This window comes from Antiquaquibacter soli (genome assembly GCF_030580675.1).
In the GTDB taxonomy this organism is placed as follows: domain Bacteria; phylum Actinomycetota; class Actinomycetes; order Actinomycetales; family Microbacteriaceae; genus Rhodoglobus; species Rhodoglobus soli.
Genome location: NZ_JAUQUB010000001.1, coordinates 593045 through 611565, shown reverse-complemented (window position 1 = coordinate 611565; position 18521 = coordinate 593045). Strand labels below are relative to the sequence as shown.

Genomic DNA, 18521 nt, shown 5'->3' with positions numbered 1-18521 from the left:
GGCTCGGGAGCTTTGGCACAAGAGTAGTCGAGTGTGAAAGCATGAGTGCGAAAGATGCCTGGGAATGGCCGGAGTCGGCCGGATGGCGAGAGGGGACTGCCGTGTCCGATACCGGCTCGTGGGCGCCTCCGGGCGGAACTGCTCCCGGCGCGACGCCCCCGCCCGACGCGTTCCCGCCGCCGAGCGGTGCTCCGTCGCCCGCCGCGTTCCCGCCACCCGCCGGCTTCCCACCGCCCACGGTCGCGCCGGGCACCCCTGCCGCGCCGTTCGGTCCCGGGGCCGGCGTCGCGCCGGTGCACCCGGGCTGGACTCCCCCGCCCAAGCCCGGGCTCATCCCCCTGCGACCGCTCACGCTCGGCACCATCCTCGGCGCCTCGTTCCAGGTGCTGAGGCGCAACCCGCGGCCCATGTTCGGCTTCTCGCTCCTCCTGACCGCGCTCGTCTTCGTCGCCACCCTCCTGCTCGTCGGGGTCGTCACCTTCCTGAGCATCGCGCGCCTGAGCACGGCGACCGGAGCCGACGCCGACGCGATTGCGGCCGGCTCGGTGGCGGGCATCATCCTCAGCGCGCTCATCCCGATCGCCTTCTCGATCGCCGTGGTCGCCGTGCTCCAGGGCATCGTCGTCCTCGAGGTCGCGCGCGGCACCGTCGGCGAGAAGCTGCGGCTCGGCGGCCTGTGGCGCGCCGCTCGCGGCCGCATCGGCGCGCTCATCGGCTGGTCGCTCCTCGTGACCGCCATCGTCGTGGTGGCCGTCGTGATCGTCGTCCTCCTCATCACGGTGCTCGTCACCTTCGGCGGCGTCGGAGGGCTCGGCGGGGGCATCATGCTCGGCATCCTGTCGGCCCTCGCGGCGGTCGTGCTCGGCTTCTGGCTGGGAACACGGCTGTGCCTCGTGCCGAGTGCGCTCGTCCTCGAGCGGCTGCCGTTGCGCTCTGCCATCCGGCGCTCCTGGTCGCTCACCACCGGGTACTTCTGGAAGGTCCTCGGAATCCAGCTGCTCGTCTCGGTCATCCTGTCGACGGTGTCGTCGATCGTCTCGACGCCGCTGTCGCTCATCATGTCCCTCAGCATCGGACTGTTCAGCCCCACGGGCGACATGGAGTCGGCGATCTGGGTCGTGCTCATCGTCTACCTGCTCTCGATCGTCGTCTCGATCGTCGTGGGCGCGATCAGCGCTGTCGTCCAATCGGCGACGACAGGGCTGCTCTACATCGATCTGCGTATGCGCAAGGAGGGGCTCGACATCGAGCTCGCGCGTTTCGTCGAGGCGCGCCAGGCCGGCGACTCGAGCGTGCCGGACCCGTACGCCGTGCGCCAGCCGGAGCCTGCCGCCTGACATGCTCCTGCTGCCCTTCGACGTTCCCGTCGACCCCGACGCCGACGAGGCGCGGGAGCTGCTCATCCAGGAGCTCAGCAAGCCGCAGTACCAGGCGGCGAGGCCGACGCTGTTCGATCAGATCGCGCAGGCCTTCTGGGAGTGGTTGACGGGCCTGCAGGTCGGCGGGCTCGAGGGGCCTCCCGCGCTCGGTCTCGGGCTCGTGCTGCTGCTCGTCGCCGCTGCCGTGGTGGTGGGCATCCTGATCTTCGGCCTTCCGCGACTGAATCGCCGCAGCGCGGTGCGCGGTTCGATGTTCGGAGAGGACGACGACCGCGACGCCGACTCCATGCGGCGGGATGCCCGGGCCGCCGCAGCCGCCGGTGAATGGTCGACCGCGGTCGCCGAGATGTTCCGAGCCACCGCGCGCGGTCTCGCCGAGCGCACGCTCGTCACGGTCACCCCGGGCACGACGGCGTCGGGGTTCGCGGCTCGAGCAGGGGCGTCCTTCCCGAGCCTGGAGTCGGAGTTCGAGTCATCCGCACGCTCCTTCGACGGGGTGCGGTACCTCGGGCGGGAGGGCACCCGCGAGCAGTTCGAGCAGATCGCCTCGCTCGACGAGCGAGTCCGCGGCCAGTCCCCCGTGATCGAGAAGGTGGACGCGTGAGCACCGAGGTCGTGACGCCACGGCTGAGGTCGACGGCGAAGCGGGCGGCGTTCTGGGTGGTGGGCGCGGTCGTCGTGGTCACGATCGCGGTCATCACCCTCGCCACGACAGGCGGAGCGCAGGATCGGGCGCCACTCGATCCCCAGAACGCGGCGCCCGCGGGCGCCATGGCGGTCGCGGAGGTGCTGCGCCAGCAGGGGGTGGAGGTGATCGCGACCTCCTCGCTCACGGAGACCCGCGACGCGATCGACTCGCCGTCGACGACGACGCTCTTCCTCTTCGACCCGGGCCTCTACCTGACCGACGAGCAGCTCGAGGACGCTGTCGGGCTCGCCGACACCGTCATCGTCGCGGAACCCGACTTCGGCCAGCTGCAGGCGATCGCGCCGGGAGTCGCTCAAGCGGGCGTCGTCGACGGCCCGCTCGAGGCGGACTGCGAGCTCGGTGCGGTCGAGCGCGCGGGCGTCGTCTCGGGCGAGAGCCAGGGCTACCGGGTGATCGACGACGACGCGGCCGCCCTCACCTGCCTGGGCAGCGGCGACGGCGTCTACTCGCTCGTGGGGCTCGAGGACGACGGCCGGCAGCTCTTCGTGCTCGGGGCGACCGCGCCGCTCACCAACGAGCTCGCGATCGCCGACGGCAACGCGGCCTTCGCCCTCGGCCTGCTCGGCAGCAGGGAGACCCTCGTCTGGTACTTGCCCTCCTTCGCGGACGTCGAGTCCACCGAATCGCTCGCGGAACTCACTCCCGGGTGGGTCACCCCGCTCGTGGTTCTCCTCGCACTCGTGTTCGTGGCGGCGGCGATCTGGCGGGGTCGGCGGCTCGGCCCCCTCGTCGTCGAGGCACTGCCCGTCGTCGTCAGGTCGAACGAGACCATGCTCGGCCGCGCCCGGCTCTACGAGAAGTCCTCGGCACGACTGCGGGCGCTCGACGCGCTGCGGGTGGGCACGGTTCAGCGCCTCGCCGCGCTGTGCGGGCTGCCCAGCACGGCCACCGTCGATGACGTCGTCGGAGCCGTGAGCTCCCTCACCGGCGCGCAGCCGCACGAGGTGCGTCGTGTGCTCGTCGACGCCGACCCGGGGTCCGACCGGGAGCTCGTCGAGCTGTCGGATGCCCTGCTCACCCTTGAGCGAGGCGTCGCCGATCGTCTGCGACCCTGACACCGATCCCCGCCGCCATCCCCCGCCGCCCGCACGCAACCGACCGCACGCCCCCGACAGGAGAGAATCGAGACATGACAGAGAGCCAGCTCCGCGAGGCGTTCGCCGCCCTCCGCACCGAGGTCGGCAAGGCCGTCGTCGGCCAGGACGCCGCGGTCACCGGACTGACCATCACGCTTCTCGCCGGGGGCCACGCGCTCCTCGAGGGCGTTCCGGGCGTCGCGAAGACCCTCCTCGTGCGGACCCTCAGCCACGCGCTCGCCCTCGAGACCAAGCGCGTGCAGTTCACCCCCGATCTGATGCCTGGCGATCTCACGGGCTCCCTCGTCTACGACTCGAAGTCGGGCGAGTTCGAGTTTCGCGAGGGACCGGTGTTCACGAACATCCTGCTCGCCGATGAGATCAACCGGACGCCACCGAAGACGCAATCCGCGCTCCTCGAGGCGATGGAGGAGCGGCAGGTGTCGGTGGACGGCGTCACGCGCAAGCTCCCGGTGCCCTTCCTCGTGGCGGCGACGATGAACCCGATCGAGTACGAGGGCACCTATACGCTCCCGGAGGCCCAGCTCGACCGCTTCCTCATGAAGCTCACCCTCGAGCTGCCCGAGCGCGATCACGAGGTCGAGGTGCTCCAGCGGCACGCGAGCGGATTCAACCCGCGCGACCTCGCCGCCGCGGGCGTCACCCCCGTACTCGGCGCCGATCAGCTCGCCGCCGCGCAGGCTGCCGTCGCTTCGGTGGGGGCGAGCGCCGACGTGCTCGCCTACGCGGTGGACCTCGCGCGGGCGACGAGGCAGAGCCCGTCCGTGAAGCTCGGCGTGAGCCCCCGTGGGTCGACGGCGCTCCTCGCCGCCTCGAAGGCGTGGGCCTGGCTCAACGGGTTCGACGCGATCACCCCCGACCACGTGCAGGCGATGGCGCTGCCCGTCCTGCGGCACCGTATCCAGCTCCGGCCCGAGGCCGAGCTCGAGGGCGTCTCCGCCGACACGATCCTGCGGGCCATCCTGCAGCAGGTGCAGGTGCCGATCTAGACCATGGCGATCTCCGGTTGGTTCGTCCTCCTCGTGCTCGCGGGGGCCGTGCCCCTCGTCATCACGGGGGACGGCGCGGTGCTCGCGTGGTGGCTCCTCGGCGCCCTCGCGCTCGGGCTCGTCGATCTCGCACTCGCCGGGTCGCCTCGGCGGCTGGACGTGCAGAGGGATGTGCCCGGCCGCGTGCGGCTCGGCGAGTCCGCGGCAGCCACGCTGCTCATCACCAACCGCGGTCGACGGACTGTGCGCGGGATCGCCCGCGACGCCTGGCCGCCCTCCGCTGGCGCGACCCCGACCCGCCATCGCGTGACCGTGCCGGCCGGCGAGCGGCGCTCCTACTCGACCGTCCTGACCCCCTTCCGTCGCGGCGAGCGCCGGGCCTCCGCCGTCACGGTGCGCTCCTTCGGACCGCTGAGGCTCTGGGCCCGCCAGGCGACTCTGCTCGCCCCCGCGTCCCTACTCGTGCTCCCGCCGTTCAACTCGCGCAAGCACCTCCCTTCTCGGCTCGCGCGCCTCCGCGAGCTCGATGGCGCGACGAGCGTGATGGTGCGCGGGCAGGGCACCGAGTTCGACAGCCTGCGCGACTACGTGCGCGGCGACGACGTGCGATCGATCGACTGGCGGGCGACGGCCCGGCGCAACGACCCCACGAGCCCCTCGGGCCGCCGGCTCGTGGTGCGCACCTGGCGCCCGGAGCGCGATCGCCGCGTCGTCATCGTCATCGACTCCGGTCGCACGTCAGCCGCGCGCATCGACGACGAGCCGCGGATCGACACGGCCTTCGAGTCGGCCCTGCTGCTCGCGGCCCTCGCGTCGGGAGCGGGCGACCGCGTCGACGTCGTGATCTTCGACCGGCGCGTGCGCGGTCGCGTGCAGGGCGCGACGGGCGCCGAGCTCCTGTCGCGCATGGTGTCGACGATGGCCCCGGTGGAACCCGAGCTCATCGACATGGACTGGTCGGCGGTGCCCGGGCTCGTTCGCTCGGTGACGGCGCACCACGCGCTCGTCGTGCTCGCCACGACCGCCGACGCGCCGGGCGCGTCCCGCGGTCTCCTGTCGGTTCTGCCGCAGCTGACGCGCAAGCACACGGTGCTCGTGTCATCCGTCACCGATGCGACGGTGCTGGATGCCACCCGCTCCCGCACCGACCGCGACGAGGTGTACCGCGCCGCCGCCGCGGAGCGCGCGCTCCTCGACCAGGCCCGCGTCGCGGCGGCCGTCCGTCAGCTCGGGGCGGACGTCGTCACCGGCGCTCCCGCCGATCTGCCGCCCGCTCTCGCGGACCGGTACATCGCGCTCAAGGCGGCGGGGCGGCTGTAACCGGCTGAGCCCCGTCGCTAGGCTCGGAGAGTCCCAGCTCCTTCACAGAAAGGTCTCCGGCCGTGGCCAAGACTGTTGCCAATGCGGACGTCGACGTCGACTCCGCCTCCTCGCTCGCCCAGCGCGTCACCGCCGAGCTCTTCGGAACCTTCCTGCTCGTCGGCGGCGTCATCGGCACGGCGCTGTTCTCCTCGCCGAACACCGGCTGGCTCGGTGTCGCCCTCGCGGTCGGCCTCACCGTCATCGGCGGCGCCTACGCGGTCGGTCACATCTCGGGCGGTCACTTCAACCCGGCGGTGACGCTCGGCGCCGCGGCATCCGGTCGCTTCGCGTGGCGCGACGTGCCGTACTACGTGCTCGCGCAGATCATCGGCGGCGCGCTCGCCACGACCGTGCTCTTCATCGTTGCCAGCAACGGCCCGGAGGGCTTCCTCGCGAGCGCGGTCGAGAGTGGATTCGCCTCGAACGGCTTCGGCGAGCACTCCCCCGCCGGCTTCAACCTGCTCGCGGTGATCGTCACGGAGGTCGTCCTGACGGCGGTGTTCCTCTACGTGATCCTCGGGGTCACCGATCGCCGCGCGCCGAGCGGTTTCGCGCCGCTCGCGATCGGCCTCACCCTGACCCTCCTGCACCTCGTGGCGATCCCGGTGTCGAACGCGTCGTTCAACCCGGCCCGCTCGATCGCGACCGCCATCTACGGCGGACCGGACGCGCTCATCCAGCTGTGGGTGTTCATCGTCGCCCCGATCGTGGGCGCCCTCATCGCGGGCTTCACCTACTCGGCGCTGTTCGACTCCAAGCGCGCCAAGTAGCGCTCGGCAGCACGACTGCACGGATGCCCGGGGCCGATCGGCTCCGGGCATCCTGCGCTTGATCGGTGCCTAGGCGACTACGGCGAGGGCGTCGATCTCGACGAGCATGCCCTCGAGGGGCAGCCCGACCATGAGCGTCGTGCGGGCTGGCTTCGCCGTCGGAGCGTGCTCCGCGATGAACGACTCGTACGCGGCGTTCATGAGCGGGAAATGGGCGCGGTCGGTCAGGTAGACGCGCACCATGAGCACGTCGGCGAAGCTCGCCCCGCCCGCCGCGAGGATGGCGCGGACGGTCTCGAGCGTCGCCGTCACTTGCGCGCCCACGTCGCCGAGGTTGATCACCTGACCCGTCCCCGGGTCGAGGGAGCCGCAGCCGGAGACCTGCAGGAAGGGTCCGGATCTCGCGCCCTGGGCGAAGCTCGACAGCGGAGTCGGCGCTAGCGGAGTGTGGATCTCGGTGTTCATTCGGGGGACCTTTCTCTGGGGGTGGCCGGCTCACTGCCGTGCCGGATGGTTGCGCGAAGGCTCTCGCCGGGTCCGTACAGTCGAACGTGGCCTTTGGCGGTCTCCGCCGCCAGACCGTCGGCTTCGGCGGTGGCGGGCAGCGCGAACCCGAAGGCGTCGTCGTCGGCCGAGCGCCGCAGCCATCGGATCGTGTGGGTGAGGTCGCCGTGCTCGAAGGAGACGATGTCGGTGTGCCCGGTGGGATGCACCTGTCGAACGGTCGACCACCCGCCGGGATGCGCGACCGGGACTGTCTGCACGAGCTCGGGCTCGACCCGCACACCGGGCGCGAGCAGCTCCTCGATATCGACGGCGCCGGAGTCGAGGTCGGCTGCCGGCACCGGTCGCCCGCCGACGAGCACGTCGCCGCGCGCTACCGGCCTCCGGCCGGGCTCGTACTCCTCGACGAGACGGCCACCGACCGCCGGCAGCATGTTGATGTGGGCGAGGTACATGAGCGGGCGGGGCTCAGCACTGAGGTTCGTGAGCTCGGCGTGGGACTCGATGAGCGTGTCACCCACCCGAACACGGAGCGACAACGCGGCACGGAAGTAGGCACCGAACGCGACCCGCGAGGTGAACCCGCCGCGGAGCCGCAGCTCGTGGCCCTCGAGCTCGAGCGCGACATCGCCCAGCCGCGCGCTCGGCAGCTCGCCGTGCAGCGGGTGCTCGTCCCCGCGGCCGGGGTTGCCCATCGCACTCCCGCCGCAATGGATGAAGTAGGCCCCGTTGCTCTCGAGGTACTCGCGCGACGCGACGGGCTCCTCGAACGTCGACCGCATCGTGAGATCGCGCCCCCCGATGCGAGCGCGCCAGATCTGCTGTCCGGTGAACGGGAGGACGTCGAGCTCGAGGGCCTCGCTGCGGACCGTCATCCCCTCGATACCGGAGCTGTAGCGGAAGCCTTCGACCACGATCCCGTCGGCCTCGAGCAGGGTGCGCCGTCCGCTCTCCGGGAACTGGGCGGGAACGAGCGGGATGACGGTGCTCATACCCTCCGCCCCAGGTCGTTGGGCCCCACTGTGTAGCCCATGCGCCGCAGCAGTCCCACGGAGCGCTCGCTCGCCCGCCGCAGGAGAGCCTCCTCATCGAGGTGCGGGAACATTCCACCGCGCAGCACGACGCGGCCCTCGATGACGACCGTGTCGACCGTGCTCGAGCCCGCCGAGTAGACGAGGTTCCGTACCGGGTCCGTCAGCGGCAGGAGCTCTGGCCGGCGCAGTGAGTGGACGACGAGGTCGGCTCGTTTGCCGATCTCGATTGAGCCCGCCCGATCGGAGATCCCCGCGGCCCGAGCCCCACCGCGAGTCGCCATCGCGAACCCGTCCTCGGCGACGAGGTAGGTGCGATCGCGGTGCGACTCGCGAGCCGTCAGCACTGCGAGGGATGCCTGGCGGAAGAGGTCGAGGCTGTTCGACCAGTTCGGCGAGTCGGAGCCGAGAGCGACTGACGCGCCCGCCCTGTGCAGTTCTGCATGTCGGCCGTCGAGCGTCGAGCCGTGCCCCCACATCATCGACGCGGCCGGCGCCCACGCGACGGTCGCACCCGACTCCACGAGCGCGTGGAACTCCGCGTCGGACACGTGGTTGACGTGCGCCATCGTGGTCGATCGATCCACCACGCCGAGGTCGCGCAGCGCGACGATCGGGTGGGCACCGAGTCGCTGGTGGTCGCGTGCGGTGTCCCCCGGGCTGTACGACTGGTGGAAGTTGAGTACAACACCCGCGTCGTCCGCGACCCTTTTGGCCTCGATCATGAGTTCGGTTGACGCCGTGCCGAGTCCGAGCACGGCGACGTGCCCCGTGACGAGGGACCCGGGTGGCGACTGGCGCACGGCCATGCGGCCGAGGCGGGAGCGAACCGACGCGCGATCGCTCGCCGCCCGCGGGATCATCGATGTGTTGCGCTCGGGGTGGGCGTTCTTGCCCATCGCGAGGCCCTCCGGGTCGTCCCAGATGAACGAGTCGGCGAGCACCGCACGGATGCCCACTAGCTCGGCAGCGGTGGCGGCGGCCTCGACCTCCAGGACCGTGCCGGGCTCCAGGAAGGCAGTCGTGCCGTGGCGGATCATCTCGAGGGCCGCAATCACCGCAGAGGCGTGCTCGTCCTCGTCGTCGACCGCGCGGTAGAAGTGACCCTCGAACTCGCGAAAGGCGTCCTCCTCCTGGAGCTGGTCAGGCAGGGCGCCGCGGAACAACTGGTACGAGCAATGCAAGTGCGCCTCGACCAGACCGGGGTGGACGGGAGCCCCCGCCGCGTCGATGACCTCCGTGGCACCCCAGCGCGCGACGACATCGGCGTCCGGGCCGAGGTCGACGATCGCCCCGTCGACGATTGCGATCGCAGCATCCGGGATGATGCTGCGTTCGTCGTCCATGGTGATCAGGTGGGCGTGCCGCACCAGCAGATCGGCGTTACCAGACATCGACCGGCGCTCCCTTCTGCTCCATCGAGGTGCGGACCGCGTCGGCCGCTGCCACCGCGCGGGCCGCGTCCGCGAGCACGAGGCGGTCGGAGGGTGCGCCCAGCGCGGCGCACTCGACGAAGTGCGCGAGCTCGGCCTCGAGCGCACTGTCGTAGACCGCCGCGTCGGCGGAGCCGAGGGACAGGCTCGACTCGCGGCCGTCGGCGGCGACGATGCTTGCGTCATCCCGCTGATCGGCGTCGCTGCCTTCCCACGCCGCGTGCACGAACCACCGGGAGCCATCGGCCATCGTCAGTTCGGCGTCGCTCGCGATCCAGCGCTCGTCGTCCGCCCTCCCCGTGGCCCGCACTGTCGCGATGCTCGAGCCGGCAAGCCACGCGACGGCGTCCAGGTCATGGATCATGGTGAGCCCCACGACGTCGTCTGCGGGATGACGCGCAGCGTGTGCGGCGGACCGGAGCCGACCGAGGGTTCCGCCCGAGAGACGCCCGAACGCGCGCGCCCGCTGCTCGAGCCGCACGTACGGCTCCGCGAATCGGAGCAGGTGACCGACCATGACCGGTAGCCCGCCGCCCAGTCGAACGATCTCTCGCGCCTCCTCCACGGTCGCGGCGAGCGGCTTCTCGATGAGCACCGCACGGCCCGCCGCGATGCTGTCGGCGACGAGCGTGCCCCGCGATGCGGCCGGCACGACGACCGAGACGGCGTCGGGGTGACCGAGCGCCCCTCCCCGATCGACCCCGAGCTCGGCGGCGAGGGAGTCGGCCCGCGCAGGATCGGCGTCCACGATCGACACGAGCCGGGCAGTGGGAAGCTGCGAGTACGCGAGTGCGTGCTCGCGCCCGAAGGCGCCGGCACCGATCACTCCAACCCGCACACTCACGCGAACTCCTCGAGGGCGAGCACCAGGTCGCGGATGACGCGCGCCGCGGTGACCACGTCGTCGAGCGCGACCGACTCCTCGTCGCCGTGGGCGTCGGCGATCGAGCCCGGTCCGAAGACGACGGTCGGTATCCCGGCCCGGGCGAGCTTGCTGCCGTCGGTTCCGTAGGGTACGCGGACGGCCTCCACCGGCAGCTGATGGAGGCCGGCCGCGCGCTGGGCGGCCAGGACGACGCGACTCGTCGGGGCCGTGCTCAGTCCGCCGTCCGCGAGCAGCACGCGATCGACGCGGGCGTCCACGGGCAGCGACGCGAGAAGCCCGTGGAGCTCGTCGAGGACGCCCTCGGGATGCTCGGCGGGCCGAATGCGAAGATCGACGCCGAGCCGGCAGGAGTCCGGCACGATGTTGATCGCCGACCCGCCCGCGATCGTCGTCACCGCGAGGATGCGACCGGTGTCGTCGCCTTCGAGGGTGTCCCGGGCGATCCATTCCTCCAGGGCGCGGACCACCTCGAGGGCGTCGACGATCGCGTTGCGCCCCTCCTCGGGACGTGACGTGTGGGCCGCGCGCCCGGTGACCAGGATCTCCGAACGGAGCACCCCGTTGTGCTCGGTCACGATCGCGAGGTCGGTGGGCTCGAGAACGATCGCGGCGTCGCCTCGCTCACCTCCCGCGATCGCCGCCGTGATCCCCCGGAAGGCGAGCTCCTCGTCGATCGCGCCGAGCAGCACCACGTCCGTCCGCTCGAGCCCACGCTCGGCGAGCTCGGCGATGGCGAGGAGGGCGGCGGCGATGCCGCCCTTGGTGTCGCACGCGCCTCGGCCGTGCAGCCGTCCGCGTTCGACTCGCGCCTGCGTTCCGGATCCGGGTGAGAGGCCGACGGTGTCGAGGTGGCCCTCGATGAGCAGGGTGCGCTCGGATCGCGACGCTGCGAGTCGCGCGCGGATGTTCCGGCGGCCGTCGACGACCGGCTCGCGGGAGCCTTCGAGCCCCAGCCCGGCCGTCCACTCGAGGATGGCGTCGCCGAGAGCGTTCTCGCCCGGGGACGCGGGATCGTAGGCCGGATTGACCGAGGGGATGCTGACGAGGGCGGTGAGCAGCTCGCGGGCGGAATCCGCATCCGCTCGGCGCACGGGCGGCAGAGTCATGCTGCCGCCCGGTATGCAGCGAGCGCCGCGTCGATGTCGTTGGCGGTGTTGAACGCGTGCACCGAGAAACGAACGCGGCCGTCGCCGCCCCAGACGCGCACGCCCGATTCGAGCATCCGCGCCGCGACGGACTCGCCATCTGCCGCGACGACGCTGATGTTCGTGCCGCGCTCCGCGGGGTCGAGGGGCGAGAGCAGGCGGGCGCCGGCGCCGAGCAGCCCGTCCACGAGCTGCGCGGTGAGCGAGTTCACGTGGGCTTCGACGGCGGACTGGTCGGCATCGAGGATGAGGGCGAGGGACTCGGTGAGGAAGTAGGCGCCGAGGAAGCTCGGGAATCCGAGCTCGAGGCTGCGGGCATCCGGGCGAAACCGAACCGTGCTGAGGCGATCGGGCGCGAAGACGTCGGGCACGGATCGCCAGCCTGCGGCGGCATGACCGAACGCGGCCGGATTGGTGAGGTGCACGATCCCGAGGCCGTGGGGCCCCAGGACCCACTTGTAGGAGCTCGAGACGATCGCGTCCGCCGTGGCTGCGACCACCGGCAGAACCCCGAGCGACTGAGTGACATCGAGGATGAAGGCGGCACCGACGCGCCGAGCGAGAGCATGAACGGTCGCGGGGTCGATCCGCGCCCCGCTGACGTAGCTTGTGTGGCTCGAGACCACGAGCCGGGTGCGCTCGTCGATCATCGGCTCGAAGTCGGCCGCCGAGAGGTGTCCTTCGCGGCCGCGCGCGAAGCGCACCTCCACTCCTCGGTCGCGCAGCAATAGGAGCGACTGGACGCCGGAGGGGAACTCGAGGTCGCTCGTCACGACGTTGTCGCCAGGCTCGAGCCGGACGGCGCCGACGAGTCGGTTGATGGCATCCGATGCGTTGCCGAGGATGGCGATCGAGTTGGCCGACCCGCCCATCAGCCTCGCGAGCTGCTCCCTCGTCGTGTCGAGCACTGCTTCACTGCGACGGCGGCCCTCCTCGCCCGCGGACTTGTCGACGACGTAGCGAGCCGCCGCTTCGCGATGCGCGCGCAGGGCCGGCCCCTCGGCTCCGGAGTAGAGGTGCACCACGTCGTCGACGCCGACGAGGTGATCGCGGTAGAACGGGCCCAAGGCGGTCGGCGACGTCATGCTGGCACTCCGAGATAGTGGTGGTACAGGCGGTCGGCGGTGCTGAAGAGGATGGCGTCCCGCTCGGTGGGGCTCGCCCCCGACGGCAGGACGCAATCGACGGCTTCGGCGAAGGCGACGTGCTCAAGGCACGGCGAGAAGTCGGAACCCCACGTGAGCCGGAGTCCGCCGAAGCGATCGGCGACGAGATCGACGATCGGCTGAACGTCGGGATGCGGGTAGCCGAGCGAGCTCGCGGCGTACTGGCCCGAGAGCTTGACGGTCACGTGGTCGGCGGCGGCGAGCGAGAGGAGCGGCTCGAGCCGCTCGATCGCCGCCAGGAGAGAGGGTGCCGGGCCGGGCAGTCCGAGGTGGGAGACGAGGATCCACGTCCCCCCGGCGGCGCGGAGGGCGGGTGCGGCTGCGGCGAGCGCCTCCGGTCTGGCATTGAGGGAGAGGAGGGAGGGGGCGTCCCGCCGACCGAGCTCCGCCGCGAGCCACTGGCCGTCGTCCGCGGTCGAGACGTAGGCGCAGGCGGCGCGGCCGCGCAGCGGGGAGCCCACCGCGACGAAGGGCACGGGGATGAGCCAGGGCCGCCCGACGGAGAGGCTCTCGAGGTAGGCGTTAGATCCGAGGTAGCCCGCCTCCCCCTCGAAACCGATGACGAGGCTACGCTCGATGGCGAACTCCGAGCGGTAGCGCTCGTAGGCGTGGAGCTCGGCGTGGCGCCCCCGCAACAGCACACCGGTCGAACCGGAGAACCCCCGCTCGAACAGGTGGCAGTGCGTGTCGAAGAGCCGATCGGTCACGTGTCGAGCCCCGGGTAGAACGTGAGAGCCGGCCAGGGCACTCCGGTTCCGCTGAACCGAGCGCCCGCCTCGGCGAACCGCTCCGCGAACTCTGAGCCGCCGTCGTCCTCGACGATGTCCAGGCGCGCGCCAGGCGACTGCACGCCCATCGTCCCGTCGTCGAGGCACTCCTGCCAGAGGTGGTTGATGGAGGCGTAGTCCCGGGATGCGCCGTCCGGCCGCCGGAACACGAGTATCGTGCGGGGCAGTTCCACGCGGTAGTCGTCACCGACCCGGTACCGCTCCACCGCTTCCTCGTCGATGGTGACGCCGAGGCCTGGAGCGGTCGGGATCGCCAGGAGGCCCAGAGTGGGTTCCATCGACTCGGTGACGAGGGTGGACTCGAAAACGTTGAGAGCCGTCACCGAGGGCCACCGGGCGTGCGTCAGCACCGCGCTCAGCTGCAGGGCGAATGCCGTGGTGATGCCGGTCCCGACGATCTGGAGCCAGAACTCCTTGTTGAAGGCCGCGCACGTCGCGCCCATATGGAGGAAGCGCGAAATGCCACCGGTGTCGACGACGAAACCGTCGAGGGCGTTCTCGGTCATCCAGGTCGGGAACAGCGCGGCGTCGTAGTGTTCCACGAGAGGCGTCGTGAAGCGTCCGCGGAGGTCCTTCTGGTCGGCGATCTGAGCGCGGCCCACGGCGCCCTCGAAGAAGTGCACGCGAGAGTTGCCGTCGAGCCGTTCGAGCACCGGGCGGGCGCCCGCCGAGCTCAGGAGCAGAGAATTCCAGTCGATGCCGAACGAGTAGTCATCGGGCGTCGCGGCGGACGCCTGCGCGACCTGGTCGTCGACGTCGAACCACGGCCTCGCCTTGAACTTGTGGGCGCGGTATCCGCGGCTCGCCGCCTCCGCCGCCTCCTCGGCGAGTACCTCCGGAGGCATCTTCGTACTCCACCAAGCGAGCGGCATGGACTGCCGAACCTGGGGCAGACCGAGCAGCCGGTGCGCAGGCACGCCGAGGGCTTTGCCCGCGGCGTCCAGCAGGGCTAGCTGCAATCCGGCACCGAGCGAGTCGTCCCAGAGGTGGTCGAAGAGGGGCTTGCCGGTCACTCGTGCGACCGCCGCATCGTCGACGAGCTTCCACGTGTACGTGAGCAGGGTCTCGCCCCAGCCCACCACGCCAGAGCTCGTCGTCACCTTGCACAGCTCGATGTGGCCCCATCCGCCTACGAGCACGTTGTTCCACGGGCGACTGCGCTCCGTGAAAGGAACGTGCACCCGGATGCGCTCCACCGAGGCGATCGTCAGTGGTGTCGTCATCGACTCTCTCCTGTTCTGCGCGCGGCATCGAGCCGCGCGACCTGCTCCACCATGGCGTCGGCGATTCGCGACGCGATCTGTTCGAGGTCGGCGGCGCCGGCCTTGGCGTCGGCTCCCGCGGCGTTGTCGGTCACGCCCGCGCTCGATCGCCAGGCTTCCGGTCGCACATCGTGCAGGCCGGTCACGACGTCCGTCGCGAGGTCGAACTGCACGAGCGGGCCTGTGGGAACGGCTCCGACGAGCTCGGGTCGGAGAGCGAGCATCGCGCTCGTTTCGAAGCCCCCCGCGTGCCCCGGGGTAGGAAAACGGTGCCCGACTGCGTCGCCCGCGAACGCCCAGTAGGAGAGCGCTGCCGTCGACTCGCCGCCCGTCGCCGTGACGGCGAGTCGCTCGACCGCGACCCGCATGGCCGCGTCGTTGCCGCCGTGACCGTTGACGAAGAGCGAGCGCGAGAATCCCTGGGTGCGCAGGGCAGACACGAGGTCCACCAGTACCCGGATGAACGTCTCCGAGCCGACCGTCAACGTGCCGCCGAACGGGACATGGTGCCCCGATATCCCCACCCTGACGGTAGGGGCGATCAGCACGTCGATTCGCTCTCCCGCGATCTCGCCCGCTCGCTCGGCGAGGTGGGTGATGATGGCCGCATCCGTCATGACCGGCAGGTGCTCGCCGTGCTGCTCAGTCGCCCCGAGCGGCACCACCACGAGATCTCCGGTCCGCTCGCGGAGCGCCTCGCGCGTGAGCTCGTCGAATCGGCGCAGGGTCATCGGAACGTGCCTCCCATCGAGACCCCTCGACTGATCGTCTTGTTGAAGACGAAGTAGACGATGAGCACCGGCACGGTCGCGAGGCTCAGTCCGGCGAAGATCGGACCGAGGTCGCTCATGAAACTCGATTGGAATGTGAGAACACCGACGGGGATCGTCTGACTCGTGGCCTTCTGCAGCAGCACGATGGCCACCTGCGTCTCTCCCCAGACCCAGATCAGGTTGAGCAGGGAGACCGCGAGCAGTGACGGCTTCGAGAGCGGCACGACGATCGTGAAGAACGTGCGCACGTGACCGAGTCCGTCGAGGGCGGCGGCCTCGCGCAACTCACCGGGGAAGTCGACGAAGAATGCGTGCAGGATGAGCACGGTCATCGGCAGGCACAGCCCGGCGTACAGGACCCCGACTGCGACGGGACTGTTCATCAGCCCCCACGCACTGAACATTTGGAAGAAGGGGATGAGCAGCGCGATGGTCGGGACGATCGTTGCGATGAGCGGGATCATGAGCACCCGGGAGCGCCACCGGGCCGGCAGCAGCGACACGAAGTAGGCGGCAAGCGCGCCGAACAGCGCGGCGATCACGACCGCCACGAGCACGACGAGCACCGAGTTGACGAAGTAGTTCGAGAATCCGGTACCTCCGGGCGGGCCGTTCCAGGCCCGGACGAAGTTCCCGGGGACCCAGTTGCCGGTGAACCCGAGCGGGTTGCGGTAGATGTCCGCCATCGAACGGAACGAGAGCAGGAGGATGAAGACGAACGGCAGGATCACGAGCGCCGTGATGCCGAGCTTGAGCGCCGTCCAGGCACCGTTCGACACGCGCGCGGCGCTCATTCTCCGGCCGCCCGGGAGGCAGACCCGCGAAGCGTCACAGCGCCGAGCGCGATCAGCAGAGCGCTTGAGATGACACCCATCGCCGCAGCCGTGCCGAAGTCGCCGTTCTTGAACCCCTCCTGGTAGAGGAGCACAGGCAGGATCGTGGTCGATCCCGCCGGGCCGCCCTTCGTCATCGCCCAGACGAGGGTGAAGGCATTGAAGTTCCAGATCAACTGGAGGGCCACCACCATGGTCAGCACGGGGCGGATGAGCGGGATCGTGAAGTACCAGAACTGCTGGGCGTCGCCGGCACCATCGATTCGCGCGGCCTCGTAGACCTCCGCGGGGACGCGGTCGATCGCGCCCGCGAGGAGGAGGAAGGGGAAGGCCGTGCTCGTCCACGCCGCGACACCCACGATCACCCACAGAGCCGTCTCAGGGGACGCGAGCCAGGCGTGACCGTTGCCGAGACCCAGGAAGCCGAGCACCGCATTGACCACCCCCGACTGGGGCTGCACCGAGATCGACCAGAAGACCGCCGCGGCCGTGCCGGGCACGATCGCGGGGAGGAACCAGATCGCCCGGAACGCCGGGTCGAAGCGCTGACCCCGGGTCGCCGCCACCGCGAGCAGGAGCGCGGCGGCGACAATGCAGATCGTCGCACCGAGCGCGAACACCACGGTGTTGCGCAGGGCGTCCCAGAAGGCGTCGCTCGACAGGACGTCGGCGTAGTTGTCGAGTCCGGTCCACTCCATCGGCCCGAAGCCCCGCCACTCCGAGAGGGAGAGCTGGACGGTCTGCACGATCGGGTAGGCGAACACCACGAGGAGGAGGAGCAGCGCCGGGAGCGCAGCGAGCAGGACCAGGCGAACCCGCACCTGCATCCCCGCGCCCCCGGACACCGTTCGCGACACTGCGGTCATGCCCGACCGTTCGCCGCGGGGCCTGAGCTGAACCTAGCCATCGGTGCGGATCTCCTCGAGCAGCGCGTCGAGCTCGACGCCGATCTCCTCGGCGGTCGTCTCGCCGAGCAGGAGCTTCTGGATGAGAGGGTCGGTCGTGCCGAGCTTGGCGGGGACAAGGGATGCCCACCCCGCGACGTTGCCGTACTCGGACTCGAACTCCAGCAGCTCGCGCACCGAGTCCGGCGCCGTGGCGATCGCGCTCTCGTCGACCGCGACACCAGGGAACGCGCCGCCCGTGGCTTCGATCGCCGCGATCTGCATCTCGTCGGACATGAGCAGCACGAGGAATTCCTTGGCGAGGTCCGGGTGCTGGGCGTTCTTCGGGATCTCGAGCAGGTTGCCCGCGTAGAAGTTCGGGAGCGTGACATCCGTGTTGATCGGGGGCAGGAAGAGGAAGCCCATGTCGACATCGGACTCCTTGTTGGCGACACCGGCCGGTGTCTGGTTGTGCCCCATCATCATCCCGGCCTGCCCCGCGGCGAAGAGCGCGAGCCCCGCGTCCTGGTCCATGCCGAGAACGCCGTCCTGGAAGGTGTTGGAGTCGTACATCTCCTTGATGCGCTCGAGGGCGTCAGTGAAGGCTGCGTCGGTGTAGGACGCCGTCACGTCGACGTCCGGGTCGAAGCTCGTCACGTAGTTGGTGAGCTCGTCCGCCGTCGCGGAGGTCGCGAGGAGGTTGTCGAGGATCCACGTCAGGTGGTAGTTGGAGCTGCCGCCGATGGAGAGAGGCTGGTAGCCGCCGGCGCGGAGCTTTGCGACCATTTCGGCGAGATTGTCCATCGTGCCGATCTGGTGGTCTTCGGGCACTTCGATGCCGACCTCCTCGAACATCGCCTTGTTGTACCAGGCGATGCCATAGAGCACTTTGCTGAACAGGACTCCGACCTGCTGGCCACCCGGGCGGATGGCGTCAGCGAGCGACTGGCCGTAGCGCGCCTCGAGGTCAGCTTCCTCCCAGACGTCGTCGAGCGGCACGAACTGGTCGGCCGCGAGCATCTCCGTGAAGACGGTCGTGTTGAAGGGCGCGCTCGCGATGTCGGGGGCGTCGGCGGAGGTGAGCGTCTGCAGGTTGGTGGTCGACTGCTGATCCGGCGTGAGCACCTGGAACTCGACCGTCACGCCCGGGTGGTCCGCCTCGAACTGGTCCGCCACGAGCTGGAAGCCCGGCAGCGCGTAGGAGTCGGTCTGAACGGTGAGCGTGATCTCCTCGGAGCCGCCGTCACCGGCGGCACAGCCGCCCAGTACCAGGGCTACGGGAAGCGTCAGGGCGAACCCGACGCGGAGGGCTGTTGCTTTCATCGATCCTCGTCTTTCAGGTCAGTGATGCAGAACAGAACCGTCCGGGGCGTGCCTCTTTCACCATTGAGTGATGGTCAAAGACCCTTTTGGTGCTTATGTTGTCGACAGCAAAGCGCACCGCTCCTGCCGCTGTCAAGCGTTTCTCTGTGACGGAGTAATAACCAAACTGTTTGACGCTGCTTATCGC

18 protein-coding genes are annotated in these 18521 nt (G+C 70.3%); 6 read left to right on the top strand and 12 right to left on the bottom strand.

Annotated features, from left to right (window positions below; genetic code table 11):
• Positions 1–101 precede the first annotated feature (101 nt).
• The 6 genes from Q5716_RS02930 (at position 102) to aqpZ (ending at position 6306) form a co-directional block, all read left to right on the top strand.
• A complete protein-coding gene (locus tag Q5716_RS02930) occupies positions 102–1337 on the top strand; it encodes a glycerophosphoryl diester phosphodiesterase membrane domain-containing protein (protein ID WP_305001590.1) in 1236 nt (411 codons plus the stop codon).
• 1 nt (position 1338) lies between these two features.
• On the top strand, positions 1339–1983 hold the full coding sequence (locus Q5716_RS02925; RefSeq protein ID WP_305001589.1) for a DUF4129 domain-containing protein: 645 nt from the start codon (positions 1339–1341) through the stop codon (positions 1981–1983).
• Positions 1980–3143: a DUF4350 domain-containing protein gene (locus Q5716_RS02920; protein ID WP_305001588.1), complete on the top strand. Its 1164-nt coding sequence runs from the start codon at positions 1980–1982 to the stop codon at positions 3141–3143. Before Q5716_RS02925 ends, Q5716_RS02920 begins: the two co-directional genes overlap by 4 nt.
• A 74-nt stretch (positions 3144–3217) precedes the next feature.
• Positions 3218–4174, top strand: a complete 957-nt coding sequence (locus Q5716_RS02915; RefSeq protein ID WP_305001587.1) for an AAA family ATPase — start codon at positions 3218–3220, stop codon at positions 4172–4174.
• Between the two features lie 3 nt (positions 4175–4177).
• Positions 4178–5494, top strand: a complete 1317-nt coding sequence (locus Q5716_RS02910) for a DUF58 domain-containing protein (protein ID WP_305001586.1) — start codon at positions 4178–4180, stop codon at positions 5492–5494.
• A 62-nt stretch (positions 5495–5556) separates the two neighbouring features.
• Positions 5557–6306 (top strand): aquaporin Z, encoded by a 750-nt coding sequence (gene aqpZ, locus Q5716_RS02905; protein ID WP_305001585.1) that lies wholly within the window; start codon positions 5557–5559, stop codon positions 6304–6306.
• A 69-nt stretch (positions 6307–6375) separates the two neighbouring features.
• On the opposite strand, the gene Q5716_RS02900 is transcribed toward aqpZ, so the two are convergent.
• Genes Q5716_RS02900 through Q5716_RS02845 form a run of 12 tightly spaced genes read right to left on the bottom strand, consistent with a single transcriptional unit; the run spans position 6376 to position 18334 of the window.
• Complete coding sequence (locus Q5716_RS02900; protein WP_305001584.1) at positions 6376–6771, bottom strand: RidA family protein; 396 nt, start codon at positions 6769–6771, stop codon at positions 6376–6378.
• The gene (locus Q5716_RS02895; protein ID WP_305001583.1) at positions 6768–7802 is read right to left on the bottom strand and encodes a DUF4432 family protein; all 1035 of its coding nucleotides are present in this window, start codon (positions 7800–7802) and stop codon (positions 6768–6770) included. Before Q5716_RS02895 ends, Q5716_RS02900 begins: the two co-directional genes overlap by 4 nt.
• Positions 7799–9187 (bottom strand): amidohydrolase family protein, encoded by a 1389-nt coding sequence (locus tag Q5716_RS02890; protein ID WP_305001582.1) that lies wholly within the window; start codon positions 9185–9187, stop codon positions 7799–7801. Before Q5716_RS02890 ends, Q5716_RS02895 begins: the two co-directional genes overlap by 4 nt.
• Before the next feature lie 37 nt (positions 9188–9224).
• The gene (locus Q5716_RS02885; protein WP_305001580.1) at positions 9225–10118 is read right to left on the bottom strand and encodes a Gfo/Idh/MocA family protein; all 894 of its coding nucleotides are present in this window, start codon (positions 10116–10118) and stop codon (positions 9225–9227) included.
• The gene (locus tag Q5716_RS02880) at positions 10115–11266 is read right to left on the bottom strand and encodes a M20 family metallopeptidase (protein ID WP_305001579.1); all 1152 of its coding nucleotides are present in this window, start codon (positions 11264–11266) and stop codon (positions 10115–10117) included. Before Q5716_RS02880 ends, Q5716_RS02885 begins: the two co-directional genes overlap by 4 nt.
• A complete protein-coding gene (locus Q5716_RS02875; protein ID WP_305001578.1) occupies positions 11263–12390 on the bottom strand; it encodes an aminotransferase class V-fold PLP-dependent enzyme in 1128 nt (375 codons plus the stop codon). Before Q5716_RS02875 ends, Q5716_RS02880 begins: the two co-directional genes overlap by 4 nt.
• Positions 12387–13178, bottom strand: coding sequence for an amidohydrolase family protein (locus Q5716_RS02870; protein ID WP_305001577.1), 792 nt, complete (start codon positions 13176–13178; stop codon positions 12387–12389). Before Q5716_RS02870 ends, Q5716_RS02875 begins: the two co-directional genes overlap by 4 nt.
• Complete coding sequence (locus Q5716_RS02865; protein ID WP_305001576.1) at positions 13175–14482, bottom strand: mandelate racemase/muconate lactonizing enzyme family protein; 1308 nt, start codon at positions 14480–14482, stop codon at positions 13175–13177. Before Q5716_RS02865 ends, Q5716_RS02870 begins: the two co-directional genes overlap by 4 nt.
• Entirely contained in the window at positions 14479–15252 is a 774-nt protein-coding gene (locus tag Q5716_RS02860; protein ID WP_305001575.1) for a creatininase family protein, read from the bottom strand. The genes Q5716_RS02865 and Q5716_RS02860 overlap by 4 nt, the downstream gene beginning before the upstream one ends.
• Positions 15249–16088, bottom strand: coding sequence for a carbohydrate ABC transporter permease (locus tag Q5716_RS02855; protein WP_305001574.1), 840 nt, complete (start codon positions 16086–16088; stop codon positions 15249–15251). Before Q5716_RS02855 ends, Q5716_RS02860 begins: the two co-directional genes overlap by 4 nt.
• Positions 16085–16993, bottom strand: coding sequence for a carbohydrate ABC transporter permease (locus Q5716_RS02850; RefSeq protein ID WP_305001573.1), 909 nt, complete (start codon positions 16991–16993; stop codon positions 16085–16087). Before Q5716_RS02850 ends, Q5716_RS02855 begins: the two co-directional genes overlap by 4 nt.
• 33 nt (positions 16994–17026) lie before the next feature.
• On the bottom strand, positions 17027–18334 hold the full coding sequence (locus Q5716_RS02845; RefSeq protein ID WP_305001572.1) for an ABC transporter substrate-binding protein: 1308 nt from the start codon (positions 18332–18334) through the stop codon (positions 17027–17029).
• Positions 18335–18521 lie beyond the last annotated feature (187 nt).

Excerpts from the sequence above, each read along its gene's own strand:
- Q5716_RS02880 (WP_305001579.1), bottom strand. The coding sequence starts at position 11,266 with ATGACTCTGCCGCCCGTGCGCCGAGCGGATGCGGATTCCGCCCGCGAG.
- Q5716_RS02900 (WP_305001584.1), bottom strand. The coding sequence starts at position 6,771 with ATGAACACCGAGATCCACACTCCGCTAGCGCCGACTCCGCTGTCGAGC.
- Q5716_RS02850 (WP_305001573.1), bottom strand. The coding sequence starts at position 16,993 with ATGACCGCAGTGTCGCGAACGGTGTCCGGGGGCGCGGGGATGCAGGTG.
- Q5716_RS02915 (WP_305001587.1), top strand. The coding sequence starts at position 3,218 with ATGACAGAGAGCCAGCTCCGCGAGGCGTTCGCCGCCCTCCGCACCGAG.
- Q5716_RS02860 (WP_305001575.1), bottom strand. The coding sequence starts at position 15,252 with ATGACCCTGCGCCGATTCGACGAGCTCACGCGCGAGGCGCTCCGCGAG.
- Q5716_RS02910 (WP_305001586.1), top strand. The coding sequence starts at position 4,178 with ATGGCGATCTCCGGTTGGTTCGTCCTCCTCGTGCTCGCGGGGGCCGTG.
- Q5716_RS02890 (WP_305001582.1), bottom strand. The coding sequence starts at position 9,187 with ATGGACGACGAACGCAGCATCATCCCGGATGCTGCGATCGCAATCGTC.
- Q5716_RS02925 (WP_305001589.1), top strand. The coding sequence starts at position 1,339 with ATGCTCCTGCTGCCCTTCGACGTTCCCGTCGACCCCGACGCCGACGAG.
- Q5716_RS02845 (WP_305001572.1), bottom strand. The coding sequence starts at position 18,334 with ATGAAAGCAACAGCCCTCCGCGTCGGGTTCGCCCTGACGCTTCCCGTA.
- Q5716_RS02875 (WP_305001578.1), bottom strand. The coding sequence starts at position 12,390 with ATGACGTCGCCGACCGCCTTGGGCCCGTTCTACCGCGATCACCTCGTC.
- Q5716_RS02865 (WP_305001576.1), bottom strand. The coding sequence starts at position 14,482 with ATGACGACACCACTGACGATCGCCTCGGTGGAGCGCATCCGGGTGCAC.
- Q5716_RS02855 (WP_305001574.1), bottom strand. The coding sequence starts at position 16,088 with ATGAGCGCCGCGCGCGTGTCGAACGGTGCCTGGACGGCGCTCAAGCTC.
- Q5716_RS02895 (WP_305001583.1), bottom strand. The coding sequence starts at position 7,802 with ATGAGCACCGTCATCCCGCTCGTTCCCGCCCAGTTCCCGGAGAGCGGA.